This is a genomic window from Sphingomonas sp. BK235 (genome assembly GCF_004345855.1).
Taxonomy (GTDB): domain Bacteria; phylum Pseudomonadota; class Alphaproteobacteria; order Sphingomonadales; family Sphingomonadaceae; genus Sphingomonas.
Map to the genome: position 1 here is coordinate 73,513 of NZ_SLXN01000001.1, position 16,217 is coordinate 89,729.

General features: G+C 69.5%; 12 protein-coding genes. 10 read left to right on the forward strand and 2 right to left on the reverse strand.

Going from position 1 to position 16,217, the window contains the following annotated elements; genetic code table 11:
- Positions 1-111 precede the first annotated feature (111 nt).
- The 4 genes from EV292_RS00430 (at position 112) to EV292_RS00445 (ending at position 7,655) form a co-directional block, all read left to right on the forward strand.
- Positions 112-879 (forward strand): SDR family NAD(P)-dependent oxidoreductase, encoded by a 768-nt coding sequence (locus EV292_RS00430; RefSeq protein ID WP_132907234.1) that lies wholly within the window; start codon positions 112-114, stop codon positions 877-879.
- Between the two features lie 77 nt (positions 880-956).
- The gene (locus tag EV292_RS00435) at positions 957-1,811 is read left to right on the forward strand and encodes an IclR family transcriptional regulator (RefSeq protein WP_132907235.1); all 855 of its coding nucleotides are present in this window, start codon (positions 957-959) and stop codon (positions 1,809-1,811) included.
- A 97-nt stretch (positions 1,812-1,908) separates the two neighbouring features.
- Complete coding sequence (locus tag EV292_RS00440) at positions 1,909-4,563, forward strand: TonB-dependent receptor (RefSeq protein WP_165926982.1); 2,655 nt, start codon at positions 1,909-1,911, stop codon at positions 4,561-4,563.
- Positions 4,564-4,583: 20 nt separating this feature from the next.
- On the forward strand, positions 4,584-7,655 hold the full coding sequence (locus tag EV292_RS00445; protein ID WP_132907237.1) for an alpha-L-rhamnosidase: 3,072 nt from the start codon (positions 4,584-4,586) through the stop codon (positions 7,653-7,655).
- A 156-nt stretch (positions 7,656-7,811) separates the two neighbouring features.
- Here the strand turns inward: EV292_RS00445 and EV292_RS00450 are convergent, their stop codons facing one another.
- Positions 7,812-8,210 (reverse strand): RidA family protein, encoded by a 399-nt coding sequence (locus EV292_RS00450; protein WP_132907238.1) that lies wholly within the window; start codon positions 8,208-8,210, stop codon positions 7,812-7,814.
- Between the two features lie 133 nt (positions 8,211-8,343).
- Here EV292_RS00450 and EV292_RS00455 point away from each other — a divergent pair, with 133 nt between their 5' ends.
- From EV292_RS00455 to EV292_RS00470, 4 genes are all read left to right on the forward strand, one after another.
- The gene (locus EV292_RS00455) at positions 8,344-9,237 is read left to right on the forward strand and encodes a LysR substrate-binding domain-containing protein (protein ID WP_132907239.1); all 894 of its coding nucleotides are present in this window, start codon (positions 8,344-8,346) and stop codon (positions 9,235-9,237) included.
- 303 nt (positions 9,238-9,540) lie between these two features.
- Positions 9,541-12,096: a TonB-dependent receptor gene (locus EV292_RS00460; RefSeq protein ID WP_207913306.1), complete on the forward strand. Its 2,556-nt coding sequence runs from the start codon at positions 9,541-9,543 to the stop codon at positions 12,094-12,096.
- A complete protein-coding gene (locus tag EV292_RS00465) occupies positions 12,096-12,881 on the forward strand; it encodes a hypothetical protein (protein ID WP_132907241.1) in 786 nt (261 codons plus the stop codon). Before EV292_RS00460 ends, EV292_RS00465 begins: the two co-directional genes overlap by 1 nt.
- 207 nt (positions 12,882-13,088) lie before the next feature.
- The gene (locus EV292_RS00470; protein WP_132907242.1) at positions 13,089-14,696 is read left to right on the forward strand and encodes an alpha-L-arabinofuranosidase C-terminal domain-containing protein; all 1,608 of its coding nucleotides are present in this window, start codon (positions 13,089-13,091) and stop codon (positions 14,694-14,696) included.
- Positions 14,697-14,816: 120 nt separating this feature from the next.
- Here the strand turns inward: EV292_RS00470 and EV292_RS00475 are convergent, their stop codons facing one another.
- Complete coding sequence (locus EV292_RS00475) at positions 14,817-15,251, reverse strand: pyridoxamine 5'-phosphate oxidase family protein (protein ID WP_132907243.1); 435 nt, start codon at positions 15,249-15,251, stop codon at positions 14,817-14,819.
- A 218-nt stretch (positions 15,252-15,469) separates the two neighbouring features.
- On the opposite strand from EV292_RS00475, the gene EV292_RS22450 reads away from it, so the two are divergent.
- Positions 15,470-15,625, forward strand: a complete 156-nt coding sequence (locus EV292_RS22450; RefSeq protein WP_165926983.1) for a hypothetical protein — start codon at positions 15,470-15,472, stop codon at positions 15,623-15,625.
- Between the two features lie 143 nt (positions 15,626-15,768).
- Positions 15,769-16,104, forward strand: a complete 336-nt coding sequence (locus tag EV292_RS00480) for a hypothetical protein (protein ID WP_132907244.1) — start codon at positions 15,769-15,771, stop codon at positions 16,102-16,104.
- Positions 16,105-16,217 lie beyond the last annotated feature (113 nt).

Sequence of the window (16,217 nt, forward strand, 5' to 3'; positions counted from 1 at the left end):
GGTCCTCCCCGTGGCCATGCGTCGACACAGATGGCTTCACATTATGGGATGACATGCTAATTTGTGGGACAGGGTGCGTCAAGCGGACGTGCCACAGGAGGGGAACCGGCGATGATATCGCCACTTCTGGCGGCGAGGACGGTGCTGGTCACCGGCGGGGCGGCGGGTATCGGCCGCGCGGTGGCGCTCGGCTGCGCGCGCCACGGCGCGGATGTCGCGGTCAACGACCTCGATGCGGCCGCGGCGGAGGGGGTGGCAGCAGAGATCACCGCGATGGGGCGGCGCGCCGTCGCGATCGGCGGGGACGTGGCCGAGCCGGCGACCGCCGCGCGCTGCGTCGCCGCGGCGGTCGCGGCGCTGGGTCGGCTCGACGTGCTGGTGAGCAACGCCGGTATCTGCCCGTTCCACGCCTTCCTCGACCTGCCCGCGCCGCTGCTCGAGCGTACCACCGCGGTGAACCTGCACGGCGCCTTCTACATGGCGCAGGCCGCGGCCAATCAGATGGTGCGCCAGGGCCATGGCGGCGCGATCGTGGCGATGTCGTCGATCTCGGCGCTGGTCGGTGGGGCGATGCAGACGCATTACACCCCGACCAAGGCCGGCGTGCTGTCGTTGATGCAGTCGGCGGCGATCGCGCTCGGCCCGCACGGCATCCGCTGCAACGCGCTGCTGCCCGGCACGATCGCGACCGAGATCAACCGCGACGATCTCGCGCAGCCGGGCAAGCGCGAGCAGATGGCGGCGCGCGTGCCGCTGGGCCGGCTCGGCGAGCCGGAGGATCTCGTCGGGCCCGCGGTGTTCCTGGCGTCCGACCTGGCCGGCTATGTCACCGGTGCGGCGCTGCTGGTCGACGGCGGCGCGTTCGTGAACCTCCAGTAGCGCCGCGCTGCTGAGAACGGTATCGCAGGATGGTGCGGCGGGACGACGGATCGTCCACCGACGAGAGGAAGGATGCCATGCCGAAGGTCGCCACGCCGAGGCGAGACGAGGACGACACACCGGCGAGCGTGGGGGCGGGCAGCCAGACGCTGATGCGCGGGCTCGACCTGATCGAGGCGGTCGCGCAGGGCAGCCTGAACATCGCCGAGATCGCCGAGCGGCTCGGGCTGACGAAGAGCACCGCCTATCGACTCGCCTCCGCGCTGGTGGACCGCGGCTATCTCGGCGCGGCGCCGCGCGCGGGCTATCGGCTCGGGCCCAAGCTGCTGGAACTCGGCTTCGTGGCGCAGGGGCAGGTGGACATCATCCAGGCGGCGCGGCCGCATATCGAGGCGCTGTCGGCGCGAAGCGAGGACACGGTCCACCTCGGCGTGCTCGACGCGCACCAGGCGCTCTATCTCGACAAGGTGTCGGGGCAGCGCCGCGTCACCGTCTCCAGCCGCGTCGGCGACCGCCATCCGCTGACCTCGACCGGGCTCGGCAAGGCGCTGATGCTCGACCATGACGCCGCTTATTGGCAGCAGCGGTTCGACGCCGAGCAGATCGCGCACGCGGGTCGCGACTGGGCGGTGTGGCTCGCGCGGATGCGCGACTATGCCGCGGCGGGGCGCGCCTTCGATCTCGAGGAGAATGAGGACCAGATCCGCTGCGTCGCGGCCCCGGTGCGGGACGCGCGCGGCGTGATCGTGGGGGCGATCAGCGTCTCGAGCGCGGCGCATTACATGAGTGACGCGCGCATGGCGGACCTCGCCGAGGAGGTGGTGCGCACCGCCAGCGCGATCAGCGCCGAGATCGGCTGGACCGGGCCGCGCCGCGACAGTGACGACGCCGCCGGGTCAAACCAGCATGTGCAACAGCCTATCACTTATTGAAAAAATTTAGTCCCACAGTATGGACAGATGATCATGATGTGATACCCCTCTGTCATGGTGACCGGGCGACATGCCCCGGCCCTTGGGGAGGAATGTCATGGATCGCCGTAGCCGTCGTCTGCGTTACCTGGCCTCGGTGGCGCTGCTGCCGTTCACCTGTGCCGTCGCGCCCGCACTCGCGCAGGACGCCCCGGCCGCGCCCGCGACCGCCGAGGCGGACGTGCGGCAGAGCGAAGCCGAGGCGGCCGACGACATCGTCGTCACCGGCACGCTGGTGCGCGGGATCGCGCCGGTCGGCACCAACGTGATCGGCATCGGCAGCCGCGACGTCGAGCGCTCGGGCGCGGTGAACGCGCAGCAGCTGCTCGCGCAGGTCCCGCAGGTCAGCAACTTCTTCAACGGCACGCCCGCGCCCAACGGCGATGTCGGCTATCCCGTGGCGGTGCCGGTGATCCGCAACCTGCCGGGCTACAATTCGACGCTGACGCTGCTCAACGGCCGGCGGCTGGTGAACCTCGGGATCATCCAGGCGGCGGGCGATCCCGGCGTGCTGCCCGTCTCGGTGATCGAGCGCGTCGAGGTGGTGCCCGACGGCGGCTCGGCGACCTACGGGTCCGACGCGGTGGGCGGCACGATCAACTTCATCCCGCGCACCCGCTTCGACGGTGTGCAGGTGGACGCCAGCTACGGCCTCGCCGCGGATTACCGGCAGCGCTACGTCAGCGCGATCGCGGGCAAGGCGTGGGACGGCGGCTCGCTCTACGCCGCTTATTCCTTCGCCAACAACGACGCGCTGCTCGGCCGCGAGCGCGACTATGTCTCGCAATATCGCGTCGACGAGGGCGGTGCCGATTACCGCAGCAGCAATTGCGCGCTGCCCAACGTGATCGCGAACGGCGTGTCCTACGCGCTGCCCGGGCGGACTCCCGGCGCCAACCGCTGCGACACGTCCGACGCCGGCTCGATCTTCCCCGAGCAGCGCCGCCACAGCGCCTTCGTGTTCCTGACGCAGCAGCTCGCGCCGTGGCTGCGCTTCGAGAACCAGGTCTATTATTCGAGCATGGTGTCGCGCAGCTATCGCAGCCAGATCGGCTCGACCGTCTCGATCGACGCGACCAACCCCTTCTTCCAGCCGATCGCGGGGGAGACGTCGCAGACGGTCCAGCTCGCCTATGATCCGGTATGGGGCAGCGACCGCTACTCGCGCATCTTCACCAGCCAATGGGGCGTGTCGCCGAAGCTCACCGCGTCGCTGCCGGGCGATTTCCAGCTCGAGCTGCGCGGCAGCTACGGGCGCGGCTATATCCGGCTGACCGAGCAGACGTTCAATGCCGCGCTCGAATCGGCGGCGCTGCAGGGCACGACGCGCGACACCGCGCTCAACCCCTATGACCTGACGCAGACCAACCCCGCGCTGCTCGCCGCGATCCACGATTACGGCAATTACGCGGTCTCGGGCACCGAGATGAGCGAGGGCCGCGCGGTGATCAACGGCTCGCTGCTGACGCTGCCGGGCGGCGCGGTGCGCGTCGCGCTGGGCGGTGAGGTGCGGCACGAGCGGCAGGACGTGCGCAACACCCAGGCGCGGCTCGGCGAGGGCCAATATGGCGAGCTGTTCGTCGGCCAGCGCGACATCGGCTCGGCCTTCGCCGAGGCGGTGGTGCCGGTGTTCGGCGAGGAGAACGGCTTCGCCGGCATGCGCCGGCTGACGCTGTCGGGCGCGGTGCGCTACGACCATTACAGCGACGCCGGCAGCGCGTGGAATCCCAAGGTCGGCGTCACCTGGCTGCCGTTCGAGGCGCTGACGCTGCGCGGCAATTACGGCACCTCGTTCAGCGCGCCGCAGCTCGGCGACACCAGCGCCGCGGCGGACACGCGCGCGCAGGTGTTCAACAACAGCTTCAACATCGCGCCGGACGCGGCGATCACCGAGGCGCAGCGGCGCACCGTGCTGATCGCCGGCGGCAACCTCGACCTGCGGCCGCAGACCGCCAAGACCTTCTCGGTCGGCGCCGACCTGCGCCCCGCCGCGATCCCGGGGCTGACCGTCAGCGGCACCTATTACTGGGTCAAGTTCGAGAATCTCATCTCGATCACGCCGGTGTTCGACAGCGCGATCTATCTGCCCGCGTTCGCGCGCTACATCACGATCAACCCGACGCTGGAGCAGGCGCGCGAACTGCTCGCGGGCTTCCGGCTCGACGGCGTCGCCAGCGTCGACGCGCTCTACGCCAACGGCCAGAGCCCCTATCTGATCGCCGACGCGCGCCGCTACAATCTCGGCATCCAGCGCACGCAGGGGATCGACTATAACATCAGCTATGAGCGGACCACCGGCTTCGGCGCGATCAACGCCTCGGTGGCGGGCTCGTACACGCTGGTGCGCGACAGCCGGCCGTTCGCCGACGGGCCGCGCAGCAGCGCCTTCGACTCGGGCGCGCCGCGGCTGACGCTGGTCGGCACGCTCGGCGCCAAGGCGGGCAACGTCTCCGGGCAGGTGCAATATTTCCGCACCGACGGGTTCGACCTGGGCAACAGCACGCGCCAGACACGCGTCGCCGCCTTCGACCCGGTCAACCTGTTCCTCGCGATCGACCTGCCGAGCGTCTCGGCCAAGCGGCCGCCGCAGCTCAGCCTGACGGTGCAGAACCTGTTCGACAAGGATCCGCCCTTCTTCAACGGCGGCAGCGGCTATACCAACGGCAGCACCTACGGGCGGCTCGTCTTGCTCGGCGTGCGCGCGGGCTTCTGACGGCGGGAGACGAACGACCGATGACCGCGCGACCGACGATCGACCGCCGCACCCTGATCGCCGGCGCCGGCGCCGGCGCCGGCGCGGGCGCGCTCGCCACGCCCGCCGCCCGCGCCGCGCCGCGCTCACGCGTCAGCGCGGTGGAGCTGCGCACCGCCGGGCTGCGCGATCCGCTCGGGATCGACGACCCGCGTCCGACGCTCGCCTGGCAGCTGCGCGGGCCGGACGGGACGATGCAGCGGGCGTGGCAGGTGCGCGTCGCGCGCGATCGCGCCGCGCTCGCCGCCGGGCGCGCCGACCTGTGGGACAGCGGGCGCGTCGAAGGCGGCGACACCGCGATCGGCTATGCCGGCGCCGCGCTGGCGTCGCGCCAGACCTGCCACTGGCAGGTGCGCGTCTGGGCGGAGGACGGCGCCGCCTCGGCGTGGAGCGCGCCGGCGCGCTGGGAGATGGGGCTGCTCGCCGCGTCCGACTGGGCGGGCGACTGGCTCGCCGCCGAGAGTGCCGAGGAGCGCGACGACCGGCTGGTCGCGCCGCGCTGGTTCGGCGGGCCGAGCGACGCGGCGGCGCCGCTGACGCTGTTCCGGCTGCGCTTCGACAGCGTCGCCGGCGCGGCGCGGCTCGCGCTCCACGTCGAGGGGCGGCTGCGCCAGGTCACGCTCGACGGTGCCGCGGTGACGCTGCCCTCGCAGGCGACCGGCTACGGCGACCCGCCCGCGGTGTCGCTCGCGTTTCCGGTAGCGGCGGGCGCGCACGAGCTGATCGTCGGCGTGGCGCCGCGCGGGCAGGGCACCGCCGCTAGCGCGGCGATCGCCGCGCAGTTGCGGCTGCCGCGCGACGGCGTGACGGTGCGACGCATCGTCGACGGCTGGGAATGGCGCCGCGCCGCGCGCTGGGTGCCGGCGCCCGCGAGCGACGCCGGACGCGGCCACTTCCCCTGGCCGCCGACTCCCGCGCGGCTGTTCCGTCGCGACCTCACGCTCCCCGCCGTGCCGCGGCGCGCGCGCGTCTATGTCGCGGCGCTCGGCGGCTATCGCCTGTGGATCAACGGCCGGCGCGTAAGCGACGACGAACTCCAGTCCGAGCCGTCCGAATACCGCCGTCATATCCCCTATCGCAGCTATGACGTCACCGCGCTGCTGCGCGCCGGCGCCAACACGATCGCCGCGATCGTGGGCGACGGCTTCTACGCCAGCTATCAGGCACCCGACGGCCGTTGGGCCTATGGCCCCGCGCCGCGGCGGCTGCGCCTTATGCTCGAGGCGGACGGGACGGGCGTGGCGACCGACACTGATTGGCGCCACGCCACCGCGCCGATCACTGTGTCCGAGATCTACACGGGCGAGGACCACGACCGCCGCGCCTGGCCGAACGGGTGGGACTCGCCCGGCTTCGACGATCGCGCCTGGGACCGCGCCTGGACCGCACCCGCGCCCACGGCCGCGCTGGTCGCGCCGCTGGCGCCGCCGATCCGCGCGACCCGGACGCTCCGCGCGGCGTCGATCCGGCGGCTCGGCGCGCGCGCGCACCTGATCGACTTCGGGCAGAATTTCGCCGGTCGCGTGCGGCTGCGCCTCAGCGGCGCGCGCGGTGACGCGGTGGTCGTCCGCCACGCCGAGATCCTCACCGCGGACGGCGGGCTCGACCGCCGTAACCTGCGCGTCGCGCGCGCCGAGGATCGTTACGTGCTGGCGGGCGGCGGCGAGGAGCTGCTGGAACCCGTCTTCACCTATCAGGGCTTCCGCTACGCCCAGGTCGACGGCCCCGCCGAGCTCACCCCCGCGATGGTCGAGGGCGTGGTGATCGCGAGCGACCTGCCCGAGATCGGCACGTTCGAGATCGGTGTGCCGCTGATCCAGAAATTATGGCTCAACACCTTGTGGAGCCAGCGCTCGAACTTTCGCGGCAATCCCACCGACTGCCCGCAGCGCGACGAGCGGTTGGGCTGGACCGGGGACGCGCAGGTGTTCTGGGACACCGCCGCCTTCAACATGGACGTCGGCGGCTTCACCCGATCGTTCACGCGGATGCTGCGCGACGACCAAGCCGCCAACGGCGCCTTCCCGATGTGGTCGCCCGCGCCGCAGGGACTGGGCTGGGGCACCGACACGGCGACCCCCGGCTGGGCCGACGCCGGGGTGATGCTGCCCTATGTCGCCTATCTCCACGGCGGCGACCGCGCGGTGGTGGACGACAATTGGGCGGCGATGCACGCGTATCTGGCGGGGATCGTCGCGGCCAATCCGGACGGATCGTGGCGGGAGGGGCGCGGCGCGGATCTGGGCGACTGGCTCGCGCTCGATGCCAAGGAGCCGGGCGACGAAACCACGCCCAAGGACCTGATCGCCACCGCGATGCTGGCGCGCTCGCTCGACCAGATGGCGACGATGGCGGGCTGGACCGGGCGCGGGGGCGAGGCGGCTGTGTGGCGCCGCCACGCCGCCACCACGCGCGCCGCCTTCGCGCGCGCCTTCGTCGGCGCGGACGGTCGCGTCGGCAACGGCAGCCACAGTTCGTACATCCTCGCGCTGCGGCTCGGGCTGGTGCCGGCGGAGCGCCGCGCCGCGGCCGGGGAGCGGCTGGTGGCGGCGGTGCGCGCGCGCGGCACGCTGCTGACGACGGGTTTCCTCGGCACCCCGCTCGCGCTCGACGCCCTCGCCGACGTGGGCGCCACCGGGCTGGTCTACGACCTGCTGCTGCGCACGGCCTATCCGTCCTGGGGCTATATGGTGGCGCGGGGAGCGACCACGACCTGGGAGCGATGGAACGGCGACGTCGGCGACCCGTCGATGAACTCGTTCAATCATTATGCCTTCGGCGCGGTGTGCTCGTTTCTGTACCGCCGTGTCGCGGGGGTGGAGCCGCTCGCGCCGGGGTTCCGCCGCTTCCGCGTCGCGCCGCTGCTCGACCCGCGGGTGCCGTCGGCACGGGTCGCACTGAACAGCGCGGCGGGGCCGATCCGCTGCGAATGGCGGCAAGAGAGCGGGCGGACCGTCTATGAGCTGGAGGTACCGGCGAACGCGGAGTGCGAGCTGGTGATGAAGGGCGGCCGTCGCGTGGTCCGGCCGGGTCACCACCGATGGGTCGACTAGGTGCGATCGACAGTGGCGTGTCCCGCTTCAGGGTCGCCGACGCCGGTCATGGGTGCCATCGCCAGCCGATCGCGCCTCTCAACCGTGCCGATCCGCCACGGCGCGAAGGGGCGCGCCGCGTCAGCGCGCTTCTCGGTCAGAGCGTCGGTGCCCGAGTCACTTGACGACCGCGTCGCGGACCGCGGCGATCGCTTCGATCTCGATCATCGCCTCGGGGGAATAGAGCGCCCGGACCTCGGCGATCGTGTCAGCGGGATAGGGCGCCGAGAAGAATTGGCGGCGTAGTTCCACGACGTCCTGGAAGTTGGCCATATCGGTGACGAAGATGGTCACCTTGATGACGTCGGCGAGGCTCGAGCCGCCGGCCTCCAGCACGCGCCGGAGATTGGCGAACGCCTGATCACCCTGGCTCCGGAAACCGCCCTCGACGATCCTGCCCTGTCGATCATAACCCGCCTGACCGGAAACGAAGAGCAAGTTGCCGAACCTGATGCCCTGCGAGAGCAGGAACGGCTCATAGATGTCGGGGGTGGTGTGGACGCGCTCCAGGGGCATCGTCTTGCTCCTTCGATGATGCGAGCGACGCCAGAAAGCCAAAATATGCCCGCGTTGACGGCCGCTAGATCGCGCTTGAAGCGGCACGCGACAAACGCCAAATCGTCACCCGACAGATGAGCGGAGATCATCCATGCACCGGCGCCTGCCACCGCTCTCCGCGATCCGCGCGTTCGAGGCGGCGGCGCGGCATGGCAGCTTCAAACAGGCTGCGCAGGAGCTCGGCGTCACCCCCACCGCGATCAGCCACCAGGTCCGCGCCCTGGAAGCGCATACCGGACTCCAATTGTTCGAACGCCGCACCCGGAAGGTCGTCCTCACCGAGGCGGGCGAACAGCTTTATCCCGTGCTGCGCGAGGGCTTCGACAGCTTGGCGGCCGTGCTCGAGCGGCTGACGCGTCGCCGACGCCGCGCGCAGGTGACGATATCCGCCACGATCGCCTTCACCGCGCGCTGGCTCATCCCCCGCGTCGCCGCCTTTCGCGCGGTGCATCCCACCGTCGATCTCCAGCTTCAGGCAACGGATGACGTGGTCGATCTGACCACGAGCGACGTCGACATCGCCATCCGCTACGGCGATGGCCCCTACCCGGATCTCGACGTCACGCCCTTGCTGGCGGACCGTTTCGCCCCCGTGTTCAACCCGATCATGGCGGTGACGTTTCCCGCCGACCTGCTGGATCGGCCGCGCATCGAATTCCAGTGGCGCAGTCGATTGGCCAACATCCCGACCTGGTCGCGCTGGTTCGCCGCAGCGGGTCTGGCGGAACCAGAGGAGGCACCGCTGTTGCGCTTCTCGGACGAGAGCCACGCCATCCAGGCCGCCGTCGCCGGACAGGGCGTGGCCCTCGTCAGCCTCGCCTTGGTGAAGGGCGAACTGGAGGCGGGACAGCTTGTTGCGCCGTTCGGCGTGTCGATCCCAGGGTATCAGCATCACCTGCTGAGGCGCAGAGGGGAGGTGGACGCGTCAGTGACCGCCGTCTCGCGATGGCTGCTTTCCGAGGCCGCGGGTCGACCGGTCCGCTGAGGCAGCCGCGCCGGTCGCCGGTAGCCCAACATCGCGTCATTGATCCGCCAGACGCGTTGTACGCCGCGATGAGGGAACGACCGCGTCCCGGTCCTCGCCGTGAGAGAGGAGGGGGCGTGCATGCGCCGGCCCGCGCCGGCAGTCCTGCGGCGCGATCATCTGATCGTCATCATCTCGTAAGAAGACCGACGCCAAGCGGTCATCAGGCCGCCCTAGCTGCCCCGTGCGATCGGGGGAGCAACGATGGGAATGTCAACGAGCGGCGTCAGGCCCGTGGCTCTGCTACTGTGCGGTGTCGCCACGATGCCGGCCGCCGCTGCGCAGGATCTGACCTCGCGCGACGCGACACCGGGCGAACCGCAGCTCGGCGCCGACGCCGAGATCGTCGTGACCGGACAACGGCGCGCGCAGCGGGAATCCATCGCGACGAAGCGCGACTCGTTCGCGGTGGTCGATGCGATCTCGTCGGACGACATCGGCAAGCTGCCCGATCACAATACCGCCGCGGCGCTTCGCCGGATCCCCGGCGTGTCGGTGCAGGAGGATCAGGGCGAACCGCGCTTCCCGGTGCTGCGCGGACTGCGCTCGACGTATAACCGCACGACGGTGGATGGTGCGATCGTCGCGGGCGTGGATGAGGAGGGGCGCACCGTGCCACTCGACATCATCCCCTCGGTGATGGCGGGGCGTGTCGAGGTCATCAAGACGGTGACGCCGGAGAATGATGCCAACGCGATCGGTGGCATCATCAACATCGAGACACGCAGCGCCTTTCAGGCCAAGCGCCCCTTCTTCAACGGCCTCGCCTCTTATGGCGTCTACGAGCAGCATGGCGAGGTGCGGAACGATCGTCCGTCGCTGCGGCTCGCTTTCGCGACCGGCCGAACGTTCGGCGCCTCCGACCAATGGGGCATCGTCGTCGGTGGCAGCTACGAACAGCTGGACTATGACATCCCGCAGGTCGAGGTGGCGTCGCCCTCGGTGCGCGAGTACACACCGACAGGCACGCCGGTGGATTCCGGCAACCCGCGCGGCAACGGCATCCAGGTGCCGACGCAGCTGCGCCTGTTCTGGTACAACAACAGCAAGAAGCGGTACGGCGCCAATGCCAAGCTCGAGTATCGCGTCGCCGACGCCTTCCACTGGGAGCTGAGCGGCATCTACGCCAAGACCCAGGACGACGAGGAGCGCATCGAGTTTCGCACCGAACCCCTCGGCAACGTCTCCGGCCAGACGCCCACCAGCGGCAGCTTCGCGCGCGGCCGCAACATCATCCAGCTCAACCAGCCGATCACCAATCGCGAGATCGTCGTCGGGCGCACGGCGTTCGACTGGACGGCGACCGATACATGGACGCTCGACGGTGACGCCATCTACTCGCAAGGGCGGCTCTACACGCCGAACACGTCGGCCGAGTTCCGCACCCGCGACGCGCAGGGGGCCAACTACGCCTTCAGCTACGACACCTCGGGCTTTTACCCGACCTTCACGCCGGCCAACGCGACGCAGAACCGGAGCCCCGCCAACTTCTTCCTCCAGCAGCAGCGTGACGCGACGGTGCGCACGTTCGAGAAGAGCGGTCAGCTTCGGCTGAACGCGACGTTCGACGACGGCGAGGCGATCAGGCTCAAGGCGGGCGGCGTGGCCCGGACGACGCGGCGACGCTATCGCAACAGCCAGACCAACTATACGGCCGCCAGCGGCTTCACCTACACACTGGACGAGGTGGACGCGGATGGTCCCGACACGCTGATCCGCGGCCGCTACCTGCTCACGCCACGGATCGACGCCGACAAGGCGATGGACTTCTTCGCGGCCCATCGCGACCGTTTCGTCACGTCCGCCGCGCTGCCGACGGGCGACTATCGCGTGCGGGAGGACGTCTATGCGGGTTACCTTCAGGCCAGCTACAAGCTGGACACGCTGACCCTGCTCGCGGGATTGCGCTACGAACGCACCGATGTGTCCTCCCGTGCCGTTCGCGCGGTCGGGCAGGCGCTGACGCCGGTCGCGAACGAGGGCGGCTATGGCAATTGGCTCCCCGGCGTGCATCTGCGTTGGGACGCCTTGCCGGCTGTCGTCGTCCGCGCCGCCTACACGAACACCATCGGTCGGCCTGATTATGCCCAGCTGGCAGCCAGCGAGAATCTGTCGTTCGACGGCAGCCAGCCGACCCTCACGCGTGGCAATCCGGGGCTGCGCCCGCGCAAGAGCCGCGGCTTCGACGGCTCGCTGGAATGGTACCCGCGCGACGGCGTGGTCTCGGTCGCGCTTTTCTCGAAGGACATCGATGACGAGATCTTCTCGCTCACCAGCGTGCAGACGCTCGATGTCGGGCGGGGCGCGGAGCCGGTGATCGTGACCACGCCGCGCAACGCCAACACGGCCACGATCCGCGGGGTCGAGCTCAACGTGCAGCAGGCGCTGACCTTCCTGCCGGGGGCGCTGTCCGGCCTCGGCGTTGCCGCGAACGCCACGTTCCTCGACACGAAGTTCACTTTCCTGACGAGCGCTGGGCCGCGCGAGACGGGGCTCTACCTCCAGCCGGACGCGACCGCGAACGCGACGGTCTATTATCAGCGGGGGCGGTTCGAAGGGCGCGTCTCGTGGAACTACATCGGCGGGTTCCTCGAGACGATCAACGACTTGATCCCCAACGCCGATCAATATTGGAAGGAGCGCTCAACCTTCGATGCCAATATCAGCTTCCGCATCACTCCCAGGCTGACGCTCTACGCCGAAGGGCAGAACCTCTCGGACGCGGGCCGGCGCGAGCTGACGGGGCCCGGTCGAACGTATCTGCAGGAGTCGGCCGAGTACGGCCGGACCTTCTGGGCCGGCGTGACGGCGAGCTTCTGATGCGCGTCCTTCTCTGCCTCGCGGCGGCGAGCGCCATCATCGCCGGCAGTGCCACCACCGTGCGCCGGATCGCCGCACCGGAGGCGCGACAGGGCGTGGCGGCCGGACCGCGCGACCTCTACGCGATCGCCAACTATCGCATCGCGCGGTACGACAAGAGCTCCGGCGAGAAGCGCGCCAGCTGGGAGGGGGACAAGGCGCGGTTCCCCCACCTCAACAGCTGCGCGGTGATCGGCCGTGACCTCGTCTGCGCGCTGTCGAACTTCCCAGCGGTGCCGCAGTGGAGTTCCGTCGAGTTCTTCGATCCCGTCACGCTGGCGCACCGACGCACCGTGTCGCTGGGGCAGGGGATCGGGTCGCTGACCTGGGTCGACCGTCATGCCGGTGCCTGGTGGGCGATGTTCGCCCATTACGACGGCAAGGGCGCGGAGCCCGGTCACGATCATCGTCACACCCTCCTCGTCCGTTTCGACGACGATTGGCGACGGACGCAGAGCTGGACCCTGCCGCCCTCGATCCTTGAGCGGATCGCGCCCATGAGCATCTCCGGCGGTGGCTGGGGCCCGGACGGTCGATTGTACCTGACGGGTCATGATCGGCCCGAACTCTATGCCGTGCAGCTGCCCGCGGGTGGGGCGGTGCTCGACCATGTCGACACGATCGGCATCGAAGCCGCCGGGCAGGCCATCGACTGGGATGAGTCCGCCCCCGGTACGCTCTACGGGATCGATCGCGGGGGAAGCAGTATTCTCGAAATGAAGGTGGCTACCGGCATCGCTCGATGAGCGCAGGAGCGGCCGCCGCGACAGCCTCGGGCGCTGCAGCGTGACTCCGGTTGAGGCGCCGGCTTGTCGTCGGCGGGGGCGCGGTGCGAAGGCTCGTCGGACATCGGCCCACCTCCGGTACGCCGCGCGCGGCTGGCGTTGTCAGACCTCTGTTTGTATCCGACAAGCGCATCGATGCCGTAGACGGCGATCACGGGAGGGGACGGCATGAGGACGCTTTTCGGCGTGGCGGTGATCGCCGCGATGACGGTTGGCACGGCTGCACCGGCGCAGCAGGCACCGGTCAAAGTGACGATCGCGGCCGATGGCACCGGGCCGCGGATCGATCGCAACATCTTCGGTCAGTTCGCCGAGAATCTCGGCACCGGCATCTACGGCGGAGTCTGGGTCGGCGAGGACTCGCCCATCCCGAACGTTCGCGGCATCCGCACCGACGTCGTCACGGCCTTGAAGGCGCTGAAGGTACCGAGCGTCCGTTGGCCCGGCGGTTGCTTCGCCGATGAATATCACTGGCGCGACGGCATTGGCCCGCGCGCCAAACGCGCGGTCACCGTCAACGGCAGCTGGGGCAATGCGCTCGAGAAGAACGACTTCGGCACCGACGAGTTCTTCGACTTCATCGGCCAGATCGGGTCCGAGGCCTATCTCTCGGTCAACATGGGATCGGGCAGCGTCAAGGAGGCCGCCGAGTGGATGGCCTATATGACCGCCGATCCGGGCACCACGGCGGGCGCGGAGCGGGCCGCCAACGGCCATCGCGCGCCCTATCGGGTCAAGTTCCTGGGGCTCGGCAACGAGAGCTGGAGCTGCGGCGGCGCTTACACCCCGGACTATTATGTCGACGAGATGAAGCGGTACGCCCGCTTCGCGCGCAACCTGAATCTCGCGCAGAACGGCACCGACAATCCGGCGGGCGGATCGGTGGCGGGCTCGGACCCGATGCAGCGGATCGCGGTCGGGCCGGGCGGCCCCGACACCGCTTATACCGAAGCGGTCATGCGCGCCTGGAAGGGGCATGACTGGGCGTGGAGCATCGAGGGGCTGTCGATGCACCAATATACCTGGGTCGCCTGGCCGCCGTCATTTGCCAGCACCGGCTTCGGCGAGCGCGAATATGCCACGCTCGTCAAGGATACGCTGAAGATGGAGGACATGATCCGCATCCATTCGGCGGTGATGGACAAATACGATCCCGAGAAGAAGGTGCCGCTGGTCATTGACGAATGGGGCGTCTGGCTGGCGAAGCTGCCGGGCAGCCGCGACGGCTTCCTCCATCAGCAGAATTCGATCCGCGACGCGATCATCGCCTCGATCAACCTCAACATGTTCACGCGCCATGCCGACCGCGTCCGGATGACCGCGATCGCGCAGATGGTCAACGTGCTGCAGGCGATGATCCTGACCGACGGGCCGAAGATGGTGCTGACGCCCACCTATCACCTGTTCAAGATGTACGTGCCGTTCCAGGATGCGACGCGGTTGCCGATCACGTTCGATGCCGGGACCTATCGCTTCGGCGACATCACCCTGCCACGCGTCGACGGCATCGCCGCGCGGGGGCGCGACGGCAAGGTCTGGCTGGCGCTGACGAACGTCGATCCCAACCAGCCCGTCCAAATCGACGCGCGGATCGATGGGATCGATGCGCGTGCAGCGAGCGGGACGGTGCTGACGGCCGACCACGTCGACGCGATCAACAGCTATGATCGGCCCGACACGGTCGTCCCGCGGCCGCTCGCCGCGCGCGTCGACCGCGGCCGGATCGCGCTGACGCTGCCGCCCAAGTCGGTCGCTGTCCTGTCAATCTCGCGGTAGCGCCCGCTGGAGACCGGCGCGGCCGTCCTCACCTGAGAAGTCGGGAGAGTTGGCAGGGAAGCTTACGAGCAAGGCCGCTCGACGATGCGCGCGGTCGAGCGTCGGCCCCAGCGGCGTGGCTCAGGCCGCGATCTCGCCCTCGTCGGCGCCGTCCCAGTAGCGGATGCGGTCGGCGCGGACGACGATCATGATGACGCCGGGGGTCTCGATGCCTTGCGGGAAATAGCGGTCGAGGTCCTTGGTCCAATGCGCGTCGAACTGCGCCTTGTCCTCGATCAGCGTGGCGCGGCCCTCGACCGCGACGAACAGCGGTGGCCCGCCGAGCATCCCCGCGGCGCCGGTGTAGCTCAGCGTCACCGCGGGATCAGCGCGGATGTCGGACACCTTGCGCGAGTCGGCGTAGGCGAAGAAATAGCTGTCGCCGTGATATTCGACGTCGCCGTTGTTGCTCATCGGCCGTGCGGTGAGCACGCCCGCGGCGGATCGCGTGGCGAGCATGGCGAAATCCAGCTTCGCCATCTTTCGTGACAGCTCGTGCAACGTCAGCTCGGCCATGTAACCCCTCCCGCGACCCGCGATGCACGTCGGCGACCATCGCCAACTCACTGATTTGCCGCGGCCTTCTCAACGAGGCGCGCGCCATCTGGTTCATCGGTCCCGATCGTCCGTCCGGCCAAGGGGTGCGCTCGTCGCCGGTCGACATGCCGGTGCCTGTCCCAACGCGGGACCGCGGTGGCGCTACCATCGCCGGCGCGGCGGGGTAAGCAGGCAATGTGTCAGAACATGTCCGCTACCTCGCCGCGCGCCGCCCCTCTTCGGACGAAGAGGAACAATGGGGCCTCTACCTGCCGAGCGAGGATCGTTGGATCGACATCGTCTTCCGCTCCAAGCGCGAGGTGGAGCGGCTCATCGACGAGATGCGCCAGTAAGCGGGACCGGCTGGCTTGCCCGTGGCGGTCGCCGGTGCGGATCGGCGGTCTCGGCCTTTGGAAGTTCGCGCCGGCAGCTTTCGATTGGATGCGCCGGACCGCTTGGCTACAGGCCGGCGACCGCGGTGGAGGCGGATCGAGCGATGGCCAGACGTTCCAAACACGATCCCTACGATCATCTTCCGCAGGAGGATGAGGTCGCGGCCGCGCCGGTGCCGTGCTGGCTCTGCGGGCGGCCGACCGGCAAGACGATCGTCTGGCACCATCCCGTGCCGAAGAGCCGCGGTGGCCGCGACGTCGTGCCGATGCATCCGATCTGCCAGCAGACGCTGATCGCGAACTTCACCAACTCCGAACTACAGCGGCACGGCATGGACGTGAGCGGTCTGCTCGATCATCCGAACGTGCGCAAATTCGTCGATTGGGTGGCGAAGAAGGACCCGGATTTCACCGCGACCATCACGAAGAAGCAGCGCTGAGGTCCGCAACCGGCGGCGTCACCCGTTCTGGTGTCTGCTCCACGTGGGCCGCGAGGTGCTCCGGCGCACGCCGGAGCCTAGAGCCAACAACGCCGCCGCTCGCCGCTCTGGGC

What these genes read in the sequence shown, in the direction of transcription:
- EV292_RS00430 (WP_132907234.1), top strand. Translation starts at nt 112, where the DNA reads ATGATATCGCCACTTCTGGCGGCGAGGACGGTGCTGGTCACCGGCGGG.
- EV292_RS00435 (WP_132907235.1), top strand. Translation starts at nt 957, where the DNA reads ATGCCGAAGGTCGCCACGCCGAGGCGAGACGAGGACGACACACCGGCG.
- EV292_RS00440 (WP_165926982.1), top strand. Translation starts at nt 1,909, where the DNA reads ATGGATCGCCGTAGCCGTCGTCTGCGTTACCTGGCCTCGGTGGCGCTG.
- EV292_RS00445 (WP_132907237.1), top strand. Translation starts at nt 4,584, where the DNA reads ATGACCGCGCGACCGACGATCGACCGCCGCACCCTGATCGCCGGCGCC.
- EV292_RS00450 (WP_132907238.1), bottom strand. Translation starts at nt 8,210, where the DNA reads ATGCCCCTGGAGCGCGTCCACACCACCCCCGACATCTATGAGCCGTTC.
- EV292_RS00455 (WP_132907239.1), top strand. Translation starts at nt 8,344, where the DNA reads ATGCACCGGCGCCTGCCACCGCTCTCCGCGATCCGCGCGTTCGAGGCG.
- EV292_RS00460 (WP_207913306.1), top strand. Translation starts at nt 9,541, where the DNA reads ATGCCGGCCGCCGCTGCGCAGGATCTGACCTCGCGCGACGCGACACCG.
- EV292_RS00465 (WP_132907241.1), top strand. Translation starts at nt 12,096, where the DNA reads ATGCGCGTCCTTCTCTGCCTCGCGGCGGCGAGCGCCATCATCGCCGGC.
- EV292_RS00470 (WP_132907242.1), top strand. Translation starts at nt 13,089, where the DNA reads ATGAGGACGCTTTTCGGCGTGGCGGTGATCGCCGCGATGACGGTTGGC.
- EV292_RS00475 (WP_132907243.1), bottom strand. Translation starts at nt 15,251, where the DNA reads ATGGCCGAGCTGACGTTGCACGAGCTGTCACGAAAGATGGCGAAGCTG.
- EV292_RS00480 (WP_132907244.1), top strand. Translation starts at nt 15,769, where the DNA reads ATGGCCAGACGTTCCAAACACGATCCCTACGATCATCTTCCGCAGGAG.